Origin of the sequence: Streptomyces sp. NPDC087844, assembly GCF_044742785.1 — a bacterium.
GTDB lineage: Bacteria > Actinomycetota > Actinomycetes > Streptomycetales > Streptomycetaceae > Streptomyces.
This window is the reverse complement of the sequence record NZ_JBIUVD010000006.1, coordinates 337694-357116: the sequence shown is the minus strand read 5'-3', so window position 1 is coordinate 357116 and position 19423 is coordinate 337694. Positions and strand designations below refer to the sequence as shown.

The window sequence follows — 19423 nt, the reverse complement described above, 5'->3', positions numbered from 1 at the left end:
TCTGTAGCCGCCCGAGGGAAGAAATCCTATGAGCAAGCGTGCAGTCCTGGAGGTGATCGCCCTCGACGTCGAGGACGCGGTCGCCGCCGAGGCCGGAGGCGCGGACCGGCTGGAACTCGTCACCGACATGGCCGCCGACGGACTCACCCCGCCGGTCGCGACCTTCGCCGGGATCCGGGCCGCCGTCGGCATCTCGCTGCGCGTGATGCTGCGTCTGGCGGACGGTTTCGCGGCCGGGGACGTACGGGCGCTCGTACGGGCGGCACGGGAGCTGCGGGCGGCCGGGGCGGACGAGTTCGTGCTCGGGTTCCTGGACGAGAACGGGGAGCCCGATCTGTCCGCGCTGGAGTCGGTGCTCGCCGAACTGGACGGCTGCCGCTGGACGTTCCACCGGGCGATCGACCGCGCGGCCGACCGGGACGCCCTGCGCAAGCGGCTCTCCGACCTTCCCGGTCTGGACACGTATCTCACGGCGGGGGCTGCGGGTGGCGTGGAGGACGGGCTGCCGACGTTGCTCGCGGAGGCGGGGCGGAGGGGGGAGCCGGGGTATGAGCCACAGCTCCTTGTCGGCGGGGGGTTGCGCCTCGGCCATGTCGCTCCGCTGCGGGCGGGGGGTGTGGACGCGTTCCACATCGGGGGTGCGGCGCGGCCGGGGGGGTGGGCGGGGCCGGTCTCTGCGACGTCGGTTCACGCGTGGAGGTCCGCGCTGGATGCCGGTTGAACGTGGGGTCTGGGCCTGCGTCTGCGGGCCGGTGGGGCTGGTTGCGCCGTTCCCCGCGCCCCTGAAGGCTGAAAGATTGCGCCGTTCCCCGCGCCCCTGAAAGCCAGAAGATTACGCCGTTCCCCGCGCCCCTGAAAACCGAAAGACTGCGCCGTTCCCCGCGCCCCTAGGTTTTTTGGGCTCCGGGAGGTTCAGGGGCGCGGGGAACTGTGCGAGCAACCCCCGTCGGTCCGCACCCGTCGGACACCGGTGGTGGCCCCCGGGTGTGGCGTGCCTAATCCCGCAACTGGGGAGGCAGGGCGTTCGCGTGGGTCACGATCAGGCCCGAGACCGCCCGCGTCAGCGTGACGTACAGGCGGCGCAGGCCCGTCCGCTCGTCCGGCTCGCCGTCCACCACGGCCTGTGGTTCGTCCAGCACCACGTAGTCGTACTCCAGCCCTTTCGCGAGAGACGCCGGCACCAGCGTGAGGCGCGCCGCGGCGGTCGTCTCCTCGCCGGGAGCGAGATGGGGAAGGCCCGCCTTCGTCAGCGCCTCGGACAGCGACGGCACCCGCCCGTCCGCCGCGATCAGCCCCACCGAACCCTCATGCGCGAGCAACTCCTCGCAGGCCGTCACCACTTCGGCGGTGGCGTCGGTCTCCGCCGCGGTCCGGCGGACCTCGAAGAAGCCCGGGTTCTCCCGGACCGACGCCACCGGCGCCAGGCCCGGAGCGATGTGGGGGAGGAGCCGGGAGGCGTAGGTGATCACGTCCGTCGGGACGCGGAAGCCCGCCGTCAGCTCCTCCACGACCGCCTCCGACTTGCCCAGGTGCGCCAGCGCCTCCTCCCAACTCCGCGTCGCCCAAGGCGTCGTCCCCTGCGCCAGATCACCCAGCACGGTCGCCGAACCGGTCGTGCAGCGCCGCCCCACCGCCCGGTACTGCATCGGCGAGAGGTCCTGCGCCTCGTCGAGCACCACATGCCCGAGAGAGTGCGTGCGCTGTACGAGGTCGGTGGCCTCGTCGATCAACACGGCGTCGGCGGCGGCCCACTCGACGGACTTCACCGACCGCACGGGCTTCGCCCAGCGGATCGTCTCCTGCTCGTCCTCGGTGAGGACCCCTGCCGCGTGCAGCGCCAGGAAGCCGGCGTCCGAGAGCAGGCGGAAGACCAGCTTCGCCGGGTCCACCGGCGGCCAGATCGCCTTCACCGCCGCCTTCACCGCGGGGTTGCGCGCGACGGCGTCCTGCACCCGGTCGTCCGGTGCCTCGCCCGACCGTTCCATCCGCACCAGCACGGCGTGCGCGATGCGCTGCGGCAGGGCCTCGCGGGCGGCGCCGTACCGGATGTCACGGTCCAGCAACTCCTGCACGATGGCGGTCAGTTCGTACTCAGGTACGCGCCAGCGCCGGGAGCCGCGGACCACCACGACCTGCTCGGTGGGCGGGGTCACGTGCGCGCGGACCGCCCGGCGCAGCACCTCGGCCATCCGTGCGTCGCCCTTCAGGACGGCGGTCGCCGCCTCGTCCGTGCCCCGCACCTCGACATGCGCGACCAGGTCGGCGACCGTGGCCTGCTTGACCTCCAGCTCGCCCAGCGCGGGCAGCACCTGCTCGATGTAGTGCAGGAAGGACGCGTTGGGCCCGATGACGAGGGTGCCGGTGCGGGCGAGCCGGTCGCGGTGGGCGTAGAGGAGGTACGCGACCCGGTGCAGGCCGACGGCCGTCTTGCCGGTGCCCGGACCGCCCTGCACACACACCGTGCCGCCGAGACCGGACCGTACGATCTCGTCCTGTTCCGGCTGGATCGTCGCCACGATGTCGCGCATGGGGCCCACGCGCGGGCGCTCGATCTCCCGCTGGAGGAGCTTGCTCGTGGCTGCGGCCTCGGCGGGGTCGGAGAGGTGCTCGTCCTCGTACGCGGTGAGGTCGCCGCCGGTGTAGCCGAAGCGGCGGCGCAGCGCGATGTCCATCGGCGTCTTCTTGGAGGCCCGGTAGAACGGCTGGGACACCGGCGCACGCCAGTCGATCACCATCGGGTCGCCGCCCGCGTCGTGCACGTGCCGGCGCCCGATGTAGAAGCGCTCGCCCTCGGCGCCCTCCGCCTGCTCGGCGCCCGGGGCGCGCAGGTAGTCGAGGCGGCCGAAGAACAGCGGAGTGTGGGACAGATCGGCGAGGGCCTTGATGCGCTCGTCGATCTGGCGGGTCAGGACCTCCGCGTTGACCCAGTTCGCGGTGACGTCCCGGATGTCGAGGGACTGGACGTCCTCGCGCATCGAACGCAGTGCGGCACGGGAGTGCGCGAGATGGGCGCGCTCACGGGAGAGAGGGTCGTCGGACGGCATGGCGGAGTCGGACGGGTTGGACGGGGTGGACACGGGTGTTGCCTCCGGGCCTGCGGGAGCCGGGGCCGGTGGGCCCCATTGAGTGGCGGTGAACCGGCCGGTTTCCGTCCGGGCGGCGGCGCTCCACGACGGGAGGCGGGCAAGAGCGGAGATCCTAGGCGAGCGGGGGCGGCCGGGGCCAACCGTTTTCGTGCCCCGGTCCCCTAGGGGATGCCGGCCCCTACCTACGGGGTAGATGTCGCTCCCGAGTAGTACGAGGAGACCGGGCGGGTTCGGCCCGTGGGCCGATGAAGTCGGAGCGCTCGTGTTCCACCATGGATACATGAGCACTGCGACGTTCACCCAGGCCCCCGCCCGCCCCCGGCCCCCGACCGGCGCGACCGCCCTGCGGGGCAGTCACCGCCATCGGTTCGGCGACGCCCTGCGCGCCGTCAAGGTCTTCGCCGGCGCCGCCCTCGGAGTGGTCCTCCTCGGCGAGTACGGCGAGGAGGCGGGCGTACGCAGCCGGTAGCGGCCCCTCCGAGGTGCCGACCCGTCAGTTGTCGGCCAACAGCTCGTCCGCGTCCACGATCCGGTACGCGTAACCCTGCTCGGCCAGGAAGCGCTGGCGGTGGGCCGCGAAGTCCTGGTCGATGGTGTCGCGGGCCACGACCGAGTAGAAGTGGGCCTGGTGGCCGTCCGCCTTCGGGCGCAGCACCCGGCCGAGGCGCTGGGCCTCCTCCTGGCGGGAGCCGAAGGTGCCCGACACCTGGATGGCGACCGTCGCCTCCGGCAGGTCGATCGAGAAGTTGGCGACCTTGGAGACGACCAGCACACTGATCTCACCCTGACGGAACGCCTCGAAGAGCTTCTCGCGCTGCGCGTTCGACGTCTCGCCCTTGATGACCGGCGCGTCCAGATGCTCGCCCAGCTCGTCGAGCTGGTCGATGTACTGCCCGATGACGAGGGTCTGCATCCCCGCGAACCGGCGGACCAGCGCCTCCGTGACCTTGCGCTTCGTCGCCGTGGTCGCGCAGAAGCGGTACTTGTCCTCCGCCTCGGCGGTCGCGTACGCCAGCCGTTCGGAGTCCGTGAGGTTCACCCGGACCTCGACGCAGTCGGCGGGAGCGATGTACCCCTGCGCCTCGATCTCCTTCCAGGGCGCGTCGAAACGCTTCGGCCCGATCAGGGAGAACACGTCCGACTCGCGGCCGTCCTCGCGCACCAGCGTGGCCGTCAGACCGAGCCGGCGGCGCGCCTGGAGGTCGGCGGTGAACTTGAAGACCGGCGCGGGCAGCAGATGCACCTCGTCATAGATGATCAGCCCCCAGTCGCGGGAGTCGAACAGCTCCAGGTGCTGGTAGACACCCTTCCGCTTCGTCGTCAGCACCTGGTACGTCGCGATGGTGACCGGCCGGATCTCCTTGCGCGTACCGCTGTACTCGCCGATCTCCTCCTCGGTCAGACTCGTGCGCTTGACCAGCTCGTGCTTCCACTGCCGGGCCGAGACGGTGTTCGTGACGAGGATGAGGGTGGTGGCCTTCGCCTCGGCCATGGCGCCCGCGCCGACCAGCGTCTTGCCGGCGCCGCAGGGCAGCACGACCACGCCCGACCCGCCGTGCCAGAAGTTCTCCACCGCCTGCTTCTGGTAGGGCCGCAGGGACCAGCCGTCCTCGGCCAGCCCGATGGCGTGCGCCTCCCCGTCCACGTACCCGGCGAGGTCCTCGGCCGGCCAGCCCAGCTTCAGCAGCGTCTGCTTGATCTGCCCCCGCTCGGAGGGGTGCACGGCCACGGTGTCCGGGTCGAGCCGGGCGCCCACGAGCGGGATGATCCGCTTCGAGCGCAGGATCTCCTCAAGGATGGGCCGGTCGGTGGTGGTGAGGACGAGCCCGTGGGCGGGGTGCTTGCTCAGCGTGAGACGGCCGTAGCGGCCCATCGTCTCCGCGATGTCGACCAGCAGCGCGTGCGGCACCGGATAGCGGCTGTACTGCACGAGCGCGTCCACGACCTGCTCGGCGTCGTGCCCGGCCGCCCGCGCGTTCCACAGCCCGAGCGGGGTCACCCGGTAGGTGTGGATGTGCTCGGGCGCGCGCTCCAGCTCGGCGAAGGGAGCGATGACCCGGCGGCACTCGTTGGCCAGCTCGTGGTCGACCTCCAGAAGCAGGGTCTTGTCGGACTGGACGATGAGTGGACCATTCACGCGCGTCCCCTTCTGCACAGCCGTGCGATGTGCACGGCCAAACGTCCAGTGTGCCTGATCGGCGGTGCCCGCCGTCGCGAACGGTCGTCGCTCACGGTCCTGTCCTACTGAATGTCTATTCATTCCAATGAGTGGTGAGAATTCAGATTTACGGTCGCTGCCCCGAAGAATGGCGATCCCGCAGGTCACTGCCCCAGGTCACCTCGCTCACCGCCCGGTTCGTCGCCCAGGGAGAGCTCACTGTTGCCTCATCACAGCCACGCCCCGCAGCCCGAGCCGCACCCCGAGACGCCGCCTGCCCCCGCGCAGCCGAGCGCGACCCTCGGTTACGCGCTCTTCGCCACCCGCTGGCTCCAGGCCCCGCTGTACTTCGGACTGGTGGCCGCACAGGGTGTGTACGTCTACAAGTTCTTCAGAGAGCTGTGGACTTTAATCATCCGGAGCGTGACCGGGCAGGCGGACGAGACGTACGTGATGCTCGCCGTGCTGAAACTGGTCGACGTCGTCATGATCGCCAATCTGCTGATCATGGTGATCGTCGGCGGCTATGAGACGTTCGTCTCGCGCATCGGTCTCCAGGGCCACCGGGACCAGCCGGAATGGCTCTCGCACGTCAATTCCAACGTGCTGAAGGTGAAGCTCGCCACCGCCATCGTGGGCATCTCGTCCGTGCATCTGCTCCAGATGTTCGTGGATGTGCACCACACCTCGCACCACTCGCTGTTGTGGGGGACGGTCATCCACATGGCGTTCATCGCCTCGGCCGGGATCCTGGCGTACATGTCGGGACCCATGGCGGCCCATGCGGAGAGCGTGCACAAAGGGCATGGGCCCGTATCCGGACCGGGGCATGAGCAGGCGTACGCGCAGGCACCCGCGCAGGGGCAGGAGCATGGGCTCGGGCATGCGTATGCCTCCGGTGCGGGGCCCGGGGGCGGGGGCGCCGGGAGGGCGACCGACGGGATGACCGGGGCCTCCGTCCCGGCCGAGTTCGCGTTCGCGGCCAAGACCGTGCCCGTCGCACGGGTCCCCGCCCCGGTCGCGGGCCCGTCCGCCTCACAGGTCGCCGCGCAGGTCACCGCCCCGATCCCCATGCAGACGGTCTCCTCCCCGTACGACTCGCACGAGCCCTACGACGTGTACGACCCCACCGAGCCCGGTGCCGAGGCCCGGATCCGTGACGCCCGTTTTCCCGCCCGGAAGCTGCTGGAGGAGTTCGACGAGGAGTACCCCCGGGTGCTCGACCGGGAGGCCGTGGCCCGGCTCGGCGGCCTGGACTTCGTCGCGGCCCGGCGCAACGTGGTGTTCATCGGGCCGCCCGGCACCGGCAAGACCCATCTCGCCGTCGGTCTCGGCGTGCGGGCGTGCCAGTCGGGGCACCGGGTGCTCTTCGCGACCGCGGCGCAGTGGGCCGCGCGGCTGGCGGGGGCCCGGTCGGCCGGCCGGCTCACCGAGGAACTGGCGGACCTCGACGCCTGCCCGCTGCTCATCGTCGACGAGGTCGGCTACACCCCGTTCGACCCGGACACCGCCCACCTCTTCTTCCAGCTCGTCGCGCACCGCTACGAGCGGTCCTCCCTGATCGTGACCACCGACCGCCCGCTCGGCCGCTGGGAGGAGGTCTTCGGCGGCGCCGCCCCCGCGATGGTCGACCGGCTGGCGCACCACGCCGAGATCGTGCGTCTCGAAGGGGACAGCTACCGCATGCGCCGGCTCACTTCAGCGTGGGCAGAGTGATGTTGTTGATCAGCGGCCCCTCGATGCCGACCCCCTCGGTCACCAGCGGTTCGACGGCGGTCACCGGCAGAGGCACTGGCAGTGCGGACGGGGCGGCCGGTACGGACCGGGGTGTCCGGGCGGCCGTCCTGGCCGCGGCGGCCTGCGGGGCGAGTACGCCGATGAGCACGGCCGAGACGATGAGGACGACCGTGGCGGCGGTGCGCGCACGGTGGATACGGCGCTCGGCGCTCACGGGACCAATGGGACTTACAGGACTTACAGGACTTACAGGACTTACAGGACTTACAGGACTTGCAGGACTTGCAGGACTTACGGAGGGCATGGAGGGCACGGAGGGCATGGAGGCCGTGGGGCAGGTGGGTTGCAGCATGAGTCGGATGGGGCGCATGGGAGCTACAAGACCTTTCGGGTACCGCTGAGCCGGGGCGGGGCCCACGGAAGGGAGGGAGGAGCGGAGGGAGGAGCGGAGGGAGGGAGGGAGGAAGCGGCGGAGGAAGCGACGGAGGGGACGGGCCGGACCCGGGATGGCCGGGCCCGGCCCGCAGGGCGTGCGAGGCGTACGAGGCCTGCGCGGCCCACTAGGTGTACGAGGCGAATCGGGACTTACGGGGTGTGATGAGGCGCGTGGGGGCGACTCAGAGCGTCAGGCCCCCGCCGAGATCGATGCCGATCGCCGCGGCCTGTGAGGCGAGTGCGCCGAGCAGCGCGGCGGTACCGATCAGAACGGTGGCGACACGACGGGCAGTACGCATGGGATTCCCTCTTCTTCGTGTGGGTTCGTTGCGTGAGCAGGACGCCCAGTGGCTGCCCAACGACTCGCGCGGGGATGCCGGAGAACCCAGAAGGTCCCTCATGGGTGGGAAGCGTCCGGCGTGGCGCGCATGAACCGCCGCCTACACCCGAACGAGTGAAACTGGGTCCGGTGAAACTGGGTCCGGTGAGACGAGGCCTGGCGAGACGAGGCCCGGTGAGACGGGGTTCGGTGAGCGAGCGGGTTCAGGCCTGTTCGTCCGCCAGTTCCGCCACACCCGTCACCCGGTGCAGGGGATACGTCCGGACCTCGTCCGCGGTGTGGTCGTACGCCGTGACGAAACCGCCCTCCACCCGGACGGGGGCGATGACGTGCTGGCTGGCGGAGCCCTCGGCGTTGACGTAACCCATCCAGAGGGTGCTGCCGGTGAGGACGGCGGCCTGCATGGTGGCGAGGGTCTCGGCGGAGGTGGTGCGCGGCAGGGTGCCGTTCCGTTCGGTGCCGGAGGTGCCGGAGGAGCCGGCGGAGGCGCCGGTGGAACCGGAGGGGGACGGCTTGCGCGGGGTCGTGGAGGCCAGGTCGCCCGCGCGGATGGCCCGGATCGCGGCGCCCAGCAGGGTGGTGTCGGGGGACGGCGGGCCGTCGGGGACCGGCTCGGGCGCCGTGCGCGGGGGCGTGCGGTGCGCGAGTGCGCGGGTGATCAGCACATCGCCCTCGGCGGACTCGGCGGCCGGTGCGAAGCCCATCGCGCGCAGCCCTTCGAGAAGCGTGGCCGGGTCGGCCTGGGCGGCCAGCACCGTGGGCGCGAGGCGGCGCAGCCGCAGCCCCTGCGAACGCTTGTCGGCCATGATCTCGTTCAGGACAGCGTCGTCGTCGCAGCGCACGTACGCCGACGCCGCGCCGATCCGCAGGTGGCCGTGCCGGCGTGCCACGTCGTCGATCAGGTAGGCGAGCGGCTGCGGTACCGGCGTACGTGAGTGGGCGGTGAGGAGCGCCTGGAGGTCGGAGGCCGAGCGGCCCGCGTCCAGGGCGCGGCGGACCGAGCCCGGTGTGAAGCGGTAGACCGTGGCCCCGCCCTTCGACTCCACGTCCGCGAGGACGTCCAGCACATCGGCCAGCGGGCGGCGCAGCGGACCCGGGGCCACCGCCGTCAGGTCCGCCTGGAGGAGGACGTGGTCGAGGGGCTCGGGAAGGAGCGGCGCCAGCAGCCGGCCGGCCAGGGCGGCGGCGGAGGCCAGCTCGGCGGGGGAGCGGGGTTCCGGCGAGGGCACCAGATGGTGCGGATGCCGGTGGTGGACGGGGAGTTTGTCGCCGGGCCCCGCGGCGGGCGCGGGGGCGGAGGCGCCGGGCGGGGCCCCCAGAAGCGCCCGTCCGTGGGCGGACAGCGCGCCCCTGCCGGTGATCCCCAGGGACTCGGCCTCGGTCAGCGTCCACCGGGCGATACGGGACCGCAGGTCGTCCGAGGAGGCGGCGCCGCGCAGGGCCCGCTCCCAGTGGAGGCGCGCGACGAGCGCGTCGGGGGACGCGGAACCGCCCTCGGGCAGTGCGGCGAGGAGCCGGAGGACCCGGTGCCGGACCTCGGGCGCCGCGGAGCGGTCGAGGCCGGGGCCCAGCGCCGCCAGGGCGCGCTCCTTGGTGTCGCGTCCGCCGACCACGCCCGCCGTGCGGGTCGCCGACAGCCATGCCGTGGCGAGCCGCGTCCAGCGCTCGGCCGCCGGGAGCTCCAGCCACTCGTCGTAGGCGGGCGTCGCCGCGTACCGCTCGTCGGCCCTGCCGTCCGGGGCCAGCAGGCCCGCCGCGTAGGCGAGTTCCACCCAGAAGGCGGCGACCGGCTCCGGTACGTCCAGGGCCACGGCCGTCCGCTTCAGGTCGCGCACGCTCAGACCGCCCGCGCGCAGCGCCGACGGGCCGCCCTCGTCCCAGTCCTTCAGCAGCTCCTCGACGGTGGCGAGTGCCGTGTACGCCTGCCCGGCCGCCGTACTGTCCACAACCTGTGGACGGTGTACGGAGGTGGGCTCGACCGGCGGAGGAAGCGGTTCCGTCCTGCGGTGCGCCCGCCCCGCACGCAGATGGAGGGCCACCTCGCGGGGCAGTACGACCGTGCCGGGCGCCGTCGGCAGCAGCAGTCCGCGGTCGAGGAGCCAGCGCAGCCGGGTCGCCGGATCGGCGGTCACCTGGCCGTACGGCGGCCCCCAGACCAGCCGGGACAGGACCTCCAGGGAGTCCGGCGGGGCCGAGTCGAGCAGGGCGGACATCCGGGCGCGGTCGGTGAAGAGCCCGGTGAGCGACTGCACCGCGGACACCGCGTCGTGCGTCGTGGGCAGTCCGGCCGTCGTGAGAAGTTCCTGGATCCGGCCCGGGGACATGCCCGCGGTGGCCTCCGCGACCGTCGGGCCGAGCCCCGTCGGGGAGGGGTGCTGCGGCGAGGGCGCGAGCAGTTCGCGGGCCGTGCGCACCAGCCGGAGCCGGTCGTCCGAGCCCCACACCAGCGCCTGCTCACGCAGGACGGCCACGGCGCGCGGGAGCGCCTCGACGACCGCCCTGTCGCGCGCGTCGCCCGCCAGCAGGTCCTGGAGCGTGCCGTACGGCGCCGGTTCCGGGGCCACGGCCAGCGCCTCCGCACTCTGCAGGGCGAACCGGTCCAGGCGCTCCAGGGCACGGATCACGGAGGCCCGCGTACCGGCCCGGGTGGCCAGCTGGGTCAGGTCGGTCGGTACGGGAGTGATGAGGTCCGGGCGGGCCCGCAGCAGCGCGGCCAGGGAGGAGTCGTCGCGGGCCCGCAGGTCCTCCGCGAGGGAACGAGGGTGTGCCCCGGCGGGGGCGGGCTCCTCTGTGGACGCCCCGCCGGGCTCCTCTGACGACTGCTTCTGGACGCTCATCCGATCCACGGTAGCGGGTGGGCCCCCGCCGCCGTTCCCGTTGGCGTGCGCCACGGCCGTGCCGGGGCCCGTCACCGGCGACGGGCGCGGTACCGTCGGTCGCGCGGGAAATCGCAACGTGGGCGTCCCGGAGGGGACTTCGTGGGGATCGAGAGCGACCAGCTCGTATTCGACTATCTGAGCCGGGTGGGCGACCTGGCCCAGCAGAAGCAGCTGCCGTCGGGGACGCGCATGCGGCTCGTGTCCGAGCTGCGCGGCGAGATCGACCGGCGCCGGACCAAGGCGACCCTCGACAGCCCGGCCGCGGTCCGCCGCATCCTCGACCGCATCGGCACCCCCGAGTCGGTGGTCGCGGCGGCCAACTCCCGGACCGACGGCACGGGTACGGGCACGGGTACGGGCACGGGTACGGGCACTGGTACAGGTGCGAGTACGGACAAGGCGGGCAAGGGCGGCGGCACGACTCCGTCCCCGTCGAAGCGGTCCGCCGTCCCCGCGCAGCGCGCCAAGGAACCGGCGGCCCGTCCCAGGCGCCTGCGCCGCGCGGTGCCCCGGCCGCGTTCCGCCAACCCCGAGTTGGCCGAGACGGAGCCGACCGGGATGGTCGGCTCCACGCCCACCCCGCCGCACCTCGCCAGCACGGAAGAACTGGGCACCGGGCCCCAGCCCGACTGGTGGCGGGTGGAGAGCGGCCCGTTCGGGGCGACGGACAGTGTGCCGGGGTTCACGGGCGGCGTCGAGATCCCGGAACTGTTCGAGCCACCGCCGGTCGACGAACCTGATAACTCCGATGATCCCGACAAGTCGGGCGAGGTTGCGCCGAAGTCCGCGGCGGCGGCGGAGGTCGTCGAGAATCCCGGGCCGGCCGGGCGCGTACGCCGTCGTTACGTACCCCGCCTGCGCCCTCTCGGCGGTGGTGCCGCGGTCGGTGGTGGTTGGTCCAACCCTCTGCTGCTGCTCGCCGCCGCCCTCCTGGTCGCCGGCGCGGTCATCGGCAACCTCGTCATGCTGGGCCTCGGCTGGCTCATCGCCTACCTCTCGCGCCGCCTGAGTCCCGCCGAGGCGAAGTGGGCCGTCCTCGTCGTGCCCGGCATCGTCGCCTCGGGGGGCGTCGTCTGGATCTGGGGCCGTACGGAGGGGCGCTGGGGCGCGCCCATCGCGCAGGACCAGATGAGCGACGCGATCGCCGAGACCTGGCCGTGGGTCCTGCGGAGCGCGGCTGTCGCTTCGGCGCTGTATCTGGTGTGGCGGTCGCAGCGCCGGAAGTGACGGTGCCGTTCCGGGCAGGAACTTTGGTCTGTCCCTCCCCGGGCTCTCCGGGCTCTCCGGGCTCCCGGGCTCTCCGGGCTGGGATGCGGCGCCCCTGAAGGCAGTCGGCGGGGGCGTACATGTCACGGGTAGGTGCTGCTGCGTGGTGGGCACAATGGCTCATATGACTTCTCGTGTGCTGACCGTCGGGTTCGACCTCGACATGACCCTTATTGACTCCCGTCCCGGGATCCGGGCCTGTTACCAGGCGCTTTCCGTGCGGACGGGGACCTTCATCGACGCCGATCTGGCCGTAACCCGGCTCGGGCCGCCGCTCACGGAGGAGTTGGTCAACTGGTTTCCGGCCGAGGAGGTCGGGGCCGTGGCGGACGTCTACCGGGAGATGTATCCCACCCACGCCATCGCTCCGACGCCCGCGATGGCCGGCGCCCGTGAGGCGATGGCGGCGGTGCGGGCGGCCGGGGGCCGGGCGATCGTCGTGACCGCCAAGTACGAGCCGAACGCCAAACTGCATCTCAGCCACCTCGGCATCGACGCCGACGCGGTCATCGGCGACCTGTGGGCCGAGCGCAAGGCGGAGGCCCTGCGCGAGTACGACGCGGGCGTCTACGTCGGCGACCACACCGGCGACGTACGCGGCGCGCGTACCGCCGGAGCACTGTCCGTCGCGGTGGCCACCGGCCCGTGCGACGCGGAGGAACTGCGCGCGGCAGGCGCCGACGTGGTCCTCAAGGACCTGCTGGAGTTCCCGAGTTGGCTGGCGGCCCACCAGTGAGCGCCCGGTGGGCGATCGGAGCGATCATGAACTCCCGCGTGCCTGTCGGCGGCCGTCGGCGATCGACTGGAACACCCCCGCTCCCGCGATGAGGAATCCGACGCCCATCAACATGCTCAGACCGAACATGTACGTAGGAAAGGGCGTCGTGTCGAGCAGCAGCGGGGCCACGGTGACCAGAGTGGCCAGAGCTCCGACGAAGAACACGATGGCACCGGCACGGATGAGCCGTTCTCCGGCCGCGGCGGAATTCGGTTGGGTTCTGTCACGCACTCGACCAGGGTAGTTCCCCGCCCGGAGGAACGATCCGGCGACGTCTTGTCAGCAGCCGCCGGACCATCGGGACCGGGCGGCGTCCGGGCGTGAAGAGGGCCGCGTGCCCGTGAAGTCGCTGCCGGCCCTGGTCGACCGAACGACTGCCGAGGCGAAGCCCGGTCAGGCCCGGCTGCACCGCCACGGCCGTGACGACGGCCCCGTCCTGGTCCGCACTCCCGCCGCGCTTGCGCACTACGGCCTGCCGCTGGGAAAGCCAGGCAGACCGACCGCGCGACCGGCACGGCAGACCTGGAAGAGATGAGCGTCATGAAGGTTGCTGCAAAGCACGGGACCGGTCGGGCAACGGTCTTCCGGATCAAGGGAGAGGCCAAGGAGAGCCAGGCCCCCGCAAGCTCGGGGCGCCTCTGCCTTCACCAGGTGGGGGCTCCGTCTTGTGTTTCCAGGCGTGATTAAGCCTGTGTGTCGTTGGGGAGAGCCTCGGTAGGCTGTTCAGCGGCAGTCTGACAAGCGTCCGGCCCCGTCCGGGACCGATCGAGGGAGCGTGTGCTTTGCCGACTGGCAAGGTCAAGTGGTTCAACAGTGAGAAGGGCTTCGGCTTTCTCTCCCGCGACGACGGCGGCGACGTCTTCGTTCATTCCTCGGTCCTGCCCGCCGGAGTCGATGTTCTCAAGCCGGGTCAGCGCGTGGAGTTCGGTGTGGTCGCCGGACAGCGCGGTGACCAGGCACTCTCGGTGACGCTCCTGGACCCCACGCCCTCGGTCGCGGCCGCCCAGCGCCGCAAGCCGGACGAACTGGCCTCCATCGTCCAGGATTTGACGACCCTCCTGGAAAACATCACCCCGATGCTGGAGAGGGGCCGCTATCCCGACAAGGCATCGGGCGCAAAGATCGCGGGTCTCCTGCGCGCGGTGGCGGACCAGTTGGACGTATAGCGCCCGCCCTGTGGGGGCGCGGGGAACCGCGCGACCGGTCCCCACCGGGCCCGCTCGCGCACTCCGTGCCCCAGGACTTCCCCGTCAGGGAAAGTCCAGCGCCCCCGGCGCGAGCGCCGGCACGAGCCCCTCGGCCGCCGCTCGCGTGAGGAGGCCGCGGACCGCCGCATACCCGTCCTCACCCAGATCCGCCGTGAACTCGTTGACGTACAGCCCGATGTGCTGATCGGCGACCGACGCGTCCATCTCCTGCGCGTGCTCCAGCACATACGCCCGCGAGGCCTCGGGGTCCTCCCAGGCCGCGCGCACGGACGCCCGGGCGGACTCGGCGAGCAGCTCCAGCGCGGCCTCGCCCAGCGACCGCCTGGCGATGATCGCGCCGAGCGGGATCGGCAGGCCCGTCGTCCGCTCCCAGTGCTCGCCCATGTCCGCGAGCTTGTGCAGGCCGTAGTTCTGGTACGTGAAGCGGGCCTCGTGGATGACCAGTCCGGCGTCCACCTTCCCGTCCCGTACCGCGGGCATGATCTCGTGGAACGGCATGACCACGATCTCGCCGACCCCGCCGGGGACCGTGTCCGCGGCCCACAGGCGGAACAGCATGTACGCGGTCGACCGCTCGCTCGGCACGGCGACCGTGCGGCCGGTGAGGTCCACGCCCGGCTCCCGGGTGAGGACCAGCGGCCCGCAGCCCCGCCCCAGAGCGCCCCCGCAGGGCAGCAGGGCCCATTCGTCCAGGACGTACGGCAGGACGGCGTACGACACCTTCAGGACGTCGAACTCGCCGCGCTCGGCCATGCCGTTGGTGATGTCGATGTCCGCGAAGGTCACGTCCAGCGCGGGCGCCCCCGGGAGCCGGCCGTGCGCCCAGGCGTCGAAGACGAAGGTGTCGTTCGGACAGGGCGAGTACGCGATCCTCAGGGGCTGTGTCTGCGAGGAGGTCCGCGGGGTCTGCGAGGGCTCAGTGGGTGAGGTCATGTGGGTTCCAACTCTCCAGTACGGGCGTGAGCTTCCCGAAGGCCCCGGTGAGTGCCGCGAGGGCCTCGCCGATCCGCCAGGCGGCACGGTCGCGGGGGCCCACGGGATTGGACACGGCACGGATCTCCAGGACGGGGACGCCGTGCGCGGCGGCCGCCTCCGCCACCCCGAAGCCCTCCATGGCCTCGGCGAGCGCCCGCGGGTGGCGCCGGCGCAGTTCCACCGCGCGCGCGGCGCTGCCGGTCACCGTGCTGACGGTCAGGACGGACCCCTGACGTGCTCCCGTGACGGCCGCGATCTCTCGTACGAGTGAAATCGGCGGCCAGTGGGTGACGGTCCCGAATCCCAGTTCGGTGACCGGGATGAACCCGTGGGCGGTCTCAGGGGTCTCAGGGGTCCCAAGGGTCCCGGATGTTCCAGAGGGCTCTGTGGCCTCGGCGGTTTCGGCGCCGAGGTCCGCGACCGTGATCTCGTCGGCGAGGACGAGCGATCCGACAGGGGCGCCGGGCTGGAACCCGCCGCCGATACCGGCGGAGACGACCACGTCGTACGGCGCACCGCCCAGCGCGGCCGCGGTGAGCGCGGCGGCGGTCGACGCGGCGGCCGCGGCCGGTCCCACGCCACCGGCGAGAAGATCGAGGACGAGGCGGCCACCGGGATCCGAGGGCGCCGGGAACGCCACCCTGCTCAGGACCGCTCCCGGAACCGTGTGCGTCGATGCCGACGCGGATGCCGGCGCCGTGAACGCCGCGGCCACCGCGTCCCGTTCGGCGGGGACCGCGGTGGTTACGAGAACACGCATGAGCGGCGCTTCACGGGGATCGGGCGGCTCAGCGGCGGCTCAGGCGTCCGCGTTCTCAAGCTTGAAGTTCCAGACACCCTTGAACTGCGTACCGGCCTTGTTCTGCTGGACGACGCTGATGTAGATCGTCTTCGGGGCGGCCTGGCCCGACTGCTCGGCGAAGAGGTCGACGCCCTCGAAGGCGTAGTACGTCTTCTTGAAGGGGGAAGTGACCTGCTGGCCGTTGAGCCACAGGGCCCAGCCCTCGTCGGCGATCTCCGGGTCGACACCGATGCGCAGCGTCTCACCCTGCGAGACGCTGATCGTGTCGGAGGACTTCTTGAGGGCGCACTTGGTCGCTTCCTCCTTGCCGATGGTCTTGCCGTCCTCGTAGCACTCGGCCTCGACGCTGACCGAGTGCTTGCCGACCGTGACGGTGGCCATCGGCGTCGGCTTGTCACAGGCGGACAGCACGAGAAGTCCGGCGGAAACGGCACTTGCGGCGGCGACGGCGCGGCGACGGCGCGCAAGGGGACGCTGGGAGCTCATGGGCGAAGGTTATCGGGCGGCTCGCGCGGCCCGGCTATGTGGGTGGGCTACGCGGCGTGCCGCGGGCCCGGATCACTCCGGCGAGCAGGTGGTGACCGGTTGGTGGCCGGGTGGCGGGCGAGTGAAGGACCGGACGGTTCAGGCCAGGTGCGCGTGTTGCCGTCCGCCGTGCCGGGCCGCGCTCAGCAGACCGCGGATCGTGGTGAGCCAGCCGAGCGCGATGATTCCGGAGGCCACCGCCATCCCGAGCGTGCCGATGAGCGGCAGCGCGATACCGATCGCCCCGCCGACCACCCAGGCCATCTGGAGGAGCGTCTCCGAGCGGGCGAACGCAGAGGTCCGCACCAGTTCCGGTACGTCCCGCTGGATCAGCGCGTCCAGGGACAGTTTGGACAGCGCCTGGGCGAACCCGGCGAACGCGGCGAGCACCGCCACCAGGAGCACCCCGAAGAACACCGTCGCCGTGATCGCCACGCCGAGCACCACCGCGACCACGGTGACGATGATCAGCTCCGGCGCGCGGGATCTCAGGGCCGCCCCGACCGCCGTGCCCAGCGCGTTGCCCACGCCCGCCGACACGCCCACGACGGTCAGTGAGACCGCCGCGCTGGCGCCGGCGAGGGGGTGCTCGCGCAGCAGGAACGCCAGGAAGAAGATCAGGAATCCGGAGAGACCGCGCAGCGCCGCGTTCGCGGCGAGCGCGTGCGTGACCCCCGTGCCGACCGTGCGCAGGCCGGGGCGCTTGGGCTGCTTGCGGTGCGGCCCGTGCAGATGCTGCTCGTCCGCGGCGAGCAGGGCCTTGTCCTCGCCCTTGGCCGAGTCGACCTTGTGCGGCAGGGAGAACGACAGGAACGTACCCGCCACGAAGATCAGGAAGGCGCCGTAGAGCGGATAGCGGGGGCCGAGGGCCTGGAGGCCCGCTCCGATGGGGGCCGCCACGCCCGTCGCCAGCAGGCCGCCGAGCGTGACCCGCGAGTTCGCCTTCACCAGGGAGAACGCGGGTGGCAGGAGCCGGGGCACCACGGCGCTTCTGACCACGCCGTACGCCTTCGAGGCCACCAGGACGCCGAGGGCCGCCGGGTACAGCTCGATGCTGCCCGTGACGACCGCGCCCGACAGCAGCAGGGCCATGAACGCGCGCGCCATGAAGGCGCCCGCCATCGCGGCGCGCCGGCCGTGCGGGAGGCGGTCCAGGAGGGGGCCGATGACCGGGGCGAGCAGCGTGAACGGGGCCATCGTGATCGCCAGGTAGAGCGCCACGCGGCCACGGGCCTCGTCCGTCGGGACCGAGAAGAAGACCGTCGAGGCGAGCGCGACGGTGATCAGCATGTCGCCTGCGCCGTTCACCCCGTGCAGTTCGATCAGTTTGCCGAGGCCCGACTCGCCCGCGCCGTGCGCGTGTGTCGCTTTTCTGATGCCTCTCGCCGTACCGCTGAACGGCAGGCGCAGGGCATGCCCGACGGAACGGACGGCCCCGCGCACCGGACCCGACCCGCTCTTGCGTCCTGCCCCGGCCTCACCGATTTCGGTGGCGCCTTGGGGCGACCTCGCGGCTGCCACTCCGCAATAGTGCCCCGAGAACGGCGGATGTAGCGCGGTTACCGCCCGTATAGCGGCTGAGTGGGCGCGGTGGATCGGGTGCCGGACAGGGGAGAAGGGCGCCCTGCGCGCCGGCGGCGAGCGCCCCGCGCGCCTGTACGGAACGGCCCGTGGACCTTGCCGGAAGCGCCTCGTGCACCCGGTCCGGAGCGTGCCGTACCCCCGGTGTGGAACGTGCCGGGCGTCCGTCCGGAGCGTGCCGTGCACCCCTCCGGGGAAACGCCGCGACAGCATGAAGGCAACGCCGGTGTAGGCCCAGCGCCGACGAGACGGTAGCGTGCGTAGCGCGCCCGCGGCGGTTGTTCTCGGCCGCGCGCCTCTCGGTCATCCCGCAGAATGGATGACGTAGGTGCGCCCGAGTGCGATCGGGCGCGGACGTCGACGCGGCCCTCCGGTCCGCTCCGTCCGCACCCCCGTCGAGGGATGGCGCACTCGTGAGACGGCGTAGGAGAGAAGCGATACCTGTGAGCGCGACAACGCGAAGCCGAACCCCCGACCGTCTGTGTGCCGAGGCCGTGGACCTCGCCCGGGCAGCCGCCGAGGAGGCAGCCGCTCCCGGCGTTGTAGGGGAGCACGCGGGACTGGTCAGTGAAGGGGACCGCGTCGTCACGCACTTCTTCGAGTGCAAGGAGATGGGCTACCGCGGGTGGCGCTGGGCCGTGACGGTGGCCCGTGCCTCACGGGCGAAGGTCGTCACCCTCGACGAAACCGTGCTGCTGCCCGGCTCCGATGCCCTGCTGGCACCCGAGTGGGTGCCGTGGAGCGAGCGGCTCCGGCCGGGGGACATGGGTCCCGGGGACCTGCTGCCCACGGACGCGGAGGATCTGCGTCTGGAGCCCGGCTACTCCGGCGAGGACGAGCCCGCTCCGAACGCGCCGATCTCCGAGGAGATGGCCCAGCTGGCCGAGGCGGAGGACGCCGAGATCACGGCGCGGGCGCCGGCCGAGCTGCCGCTCGTGCCGTCCCGCGGCTCGATCGCGTCCGTGGCCGAGGAGCTGGGGATGCGGCGGGCGCGTGTGCTGTCCCGGTACGGGCTGCATGTCGCGGCGGACCGGTGGGAGGAGTCGTACGGGGCGAAGACCGCGATGGCGCAGGCCGCTCCCGCGACGTGTGTCAGCTGTGGGTTCCTCAACCCCATCGGGGGATCGCTCGGACAGGCGTTCGGTCTGTGTGCGAATGAGTTCTCGCCTGCGGACGGTCGTGTGGTCGCGCTGTCCTACGGCTGTGGGGGGCATTCCGAGGCGGCGGTCATGCCTACGCCTGCCCGGCCCGCGCCGCCGGTGATCGACGAGACGCGGGTGGATCCGTTCCCGCTCCGGCCTTCGCCCGACTCGGGGTCCGTGCCGCTGGGGCCGGACGGGTCCGCATCGGAGTACGGCCACAGTTAGCCTGTGGGGGCGGGGGCGCATCGCGTGTGTCTGATCGCGCGGTCCCCACCCCCCTCAAAGCCAAAGGATTGCGCCGTTCCCCGCGCCCCTTGAAGGGGCTGCGCCCCATCTTCAGGGGCGCGGGGAACGGCGCAATCCTTTTGCCCTCAGGGGCGCGGGAAACCGCGCGACAAGCCCTCACCCGGCCCCACCCGCCCGCACCCGGGAAGCCGGCGGAGCCGCCCCTTCCGGCCCTGGCTCCCTGCCGAGGCACCCGCGCGGTACCTTCTTGCGGCGGCCGGCCGAT

The 19423-nt window shown here is 72.1% G+C and carries 17 protein-coding genes; 8 read left to right on the top strand and 9 right to left on the bottom strand.

What is annotated here, in order from left to right; translation table 11 throughout:
* Positions 1-28: 28 nt before the first annotated feature.
* The gene (locus ACIOKD_RS15625) at positions 29-721 is read left to right on the top strand and encodes a copper homeostasis protein CutC (RefSeq protein WP_402083437.1); all 693 of its coding nucleotides are present in this window, start codon (positions 29-31) and stop codon (positions 719-721) included.
* A gap of 274 nt (positions 722-995) precedes the next feature.
* Here the strand turns inward: ACIOKD_RS15625 and ACIOKD_RS15620 are convergent, their stop codons facing one another.
* Positions 996-3044: a HelD family protein gene (locus ACIOKD_RS15620; protein WP_402083568.1), complete on the bottom strand. Its 2049-nt coding sequence runs from the start codon at positions 3042-3044 to the stop codon at positions 996-998.
* A gap of 322 nt (positions 3045-3366) precedes the next feature.
* On the opposite strand from ACIOKD_RS15620, the gene ACIOKD_RS15615 reads away from it, so the two are divergent.
* Positions 3367-3555, top strand: a complete 189-nt coding sequence (locus tag ACIOKD_RS15615; RefSeq protein WP_402083435.1) for a hypothetical protein — start codon at positions 3367-3369, stop codon at positions 3553-3555.
* A gap of 24 nt (positions 3556-3579) precedes the next feature.
* Here ACIOKD_RS15615 and ACIOKD_RS15610 read toward each other — a convergent pair whose 3' ends face one another.
* Entirely contained in the window at positions 3580-5223 is a 1644-nt protein-coding gene (locus ACIOKD_RS15610) for a DNA repair helicase XPB (protein ID WP_402083432.1), read from the bottom strand.
* A gap of 243 nt (positions 5224-5466) precedes the next feature.
* On the opposite strand from ACIOKD_RS15610, the gene istB reads away from it, so the two are divergent.
* Positions 5467-6960, top strand: coding sequence for an IS21-like element helper ATPase IstB (istB, locus tag ACIOKD_RS15605; protein WP_402083429.1), 1494 nt, complete (start codon positions 5467-5469; stop codon positions 6958-6960).
* Here the strand turns inward: istB and ACIOKD_RS15600 are convergent.
* Together ACIOKD_RS15600 and ACIOKD_RS15595 are read right to left on the bottom strand one after the other, a co-directional pair.
* A complete protein-coding gene (locus ACIOKD_RS15600) occupies positions 6938-7195 on the bottom strand; it encodes a hypothetical protein (RefSeq protein ID WP_402083426.1) in 258 nt (85 codons plus the stop codon). The two genes, istB and ACIOKD_RS15600, sit on opposite strands and share 23 nt — an antisense overlap.
* Before the next feature lie 764 nt (positions 7196-7959).
* Positions 7960-10593, bottom strand: a complete 2634-nt coding sequence (locus tag ACIOKD_RS15595) for a helicase-associated domain-containing protein (protein ID WP_402083423.1) — start codon at positions 10591-10593, stop codon at positions 7960-7962.
* Positions 10594-10734: 141 nt separating this feature from the next.
* Here ACIOKD_RS15595 and ACIOKD_RS15590 point away from each other — a divergent pair, with 141 nt between their 5' ends.
* Both ACIOKD_RS15590 and ACIOKD_RS15585 read left to right on the top strand, forming a co-directional pair.
* A complete protein-coding gene (locus ACIOKD_RS15590; protein ID WP_402083421.1) occupies positions 10735-11862 on the top strand; it encodes a hypothetical protein in 1128 nt (375 codons plus the stop codon).
* Positions 11863-12016: 154 nt separating this feature from the next.
* Positions 12017-12637 (top strand): HAD family hydrolase, encoded by a 621-nt coding sequence (locus tag ACIOKD_RS15585; protein ID WP_402083418.1) that lies wholly within the window; start codon positions 12017-12019, stop codon positions 12635-12637.
* A gap of 24 nt (positions 12638-12661) precedes the next feature.
* Here the strand turns inward: ACIOKD_RS15585 and ACIOKD_RS15580 are convergent, their stop codons facing one another.
* A complete protein-coding gene (locus tag ACIOKD_RS15580; RefSeq protein ID WP_402083415.1) occupies positions 12662-12910 on the bottom strand; it encodes a hypothetical protein in 249 nt (82 codons plus the stop codon).
* Positions 12911-13013: 103 nt separating this feature from the next.
* Here ACIOKD_RS15580 and ACIOKD_RS15575 point away from each other — a divergent pair, with 103 nt between their 5' ends.
* On the top strand, positions 13014-13214 hold the full coding sequence (locus ACIOKD_RS15575; RefSeq protein WP_402083412.1) for a hypothetical protein: 201 nt from the start codon (positions 13014-13016) through the stop codon (positions 13212-13214).
* Between the two features lie 247 nt (positions 13215-13461).
* Entirely contained in the window at positions 13462-13845 is a 384-nt protein-coding gene (locus ACIOKD_RS15570; RefSeq protein ID WP_107015351.1) for a cold-shock protein, read from the top strand.
* Between the two features lie 84 nt (positions 13846-13929).
* On the opposite strand, the gene ACIOKD_RS15565 is transcribed toward ACIOKD_RS15570, so the two are convergent.
* The 4 genes from ACIOKD_RS15565 to ACIOKD_RS15550 form a co-directional block, all read right to left on the bottom strand.
* The gene (locus ACIOKD_RS15565) at positions 13930-14820 is read right to left on the bottom strand and encodes a 1,4-dihydroxy-6-naphthoate synthase (RefSeq protein ID WP_402083409.1); all 891 of its coding nucleotides are present in this window, start codon (positions 14818-14820) and stop codon (positions 13930-13932) included.
* Positions 14804-15622, bottom strand: coding sequence for a futalosine hydrolase (gene mqnB / locus ACIOKD_RS15560; protein WP_402083406.1), 819 nt, complete (start codon positions 15620-15622; stop codon positions 14804-14806). The genes ACIOKD_RS15565 and mqnB overlap by 17 nt, the downstream gene beginning before the upstream one ends.
* A 39-nt stretch (positions 15623-15661) precedes the next feature.
* Positions 15662-16150 (bottom strand): hypothetical protein, encoded by a 489-nt coding sequence (locus ACIOKD_RS15555; protein ID WP_402083403.1) that lies wholly within the window; start codon positions 16148-16150, stop codon positions 15662-15664.
* 138 nt (positions 16151-16288) lie between these two features.
* Positions 16289-17710 (bottom strand): MFS transporter, encoded by a 1422-nt coding sequence (locus ACIOKD_RS15550; RefSeq protein WP_402083401.1) that lies wholly within the window; start codon positions 17708-17710, stop codon positions 16289-16291.
* A gap of 503 nt (positions 17711-18213) precedes the next feature.
* On the opposite strand from ACIOKD_RS15550, the gene ACIOKD_RS15545 reads away from it, so the two are divergent.
* A complete protein-coding gene (locus tag ACIOKD_RS15545) occupies positions 18214-19137 on the top strand; it encodes a DUF3027 domain-containing protein (RefSeq protein WP_402083398.1) in 924 nt (307 codons plus the stop codon).
* The last annotated feature ends 286 nt before the right edge of the window (positions 19138-19423 follow it).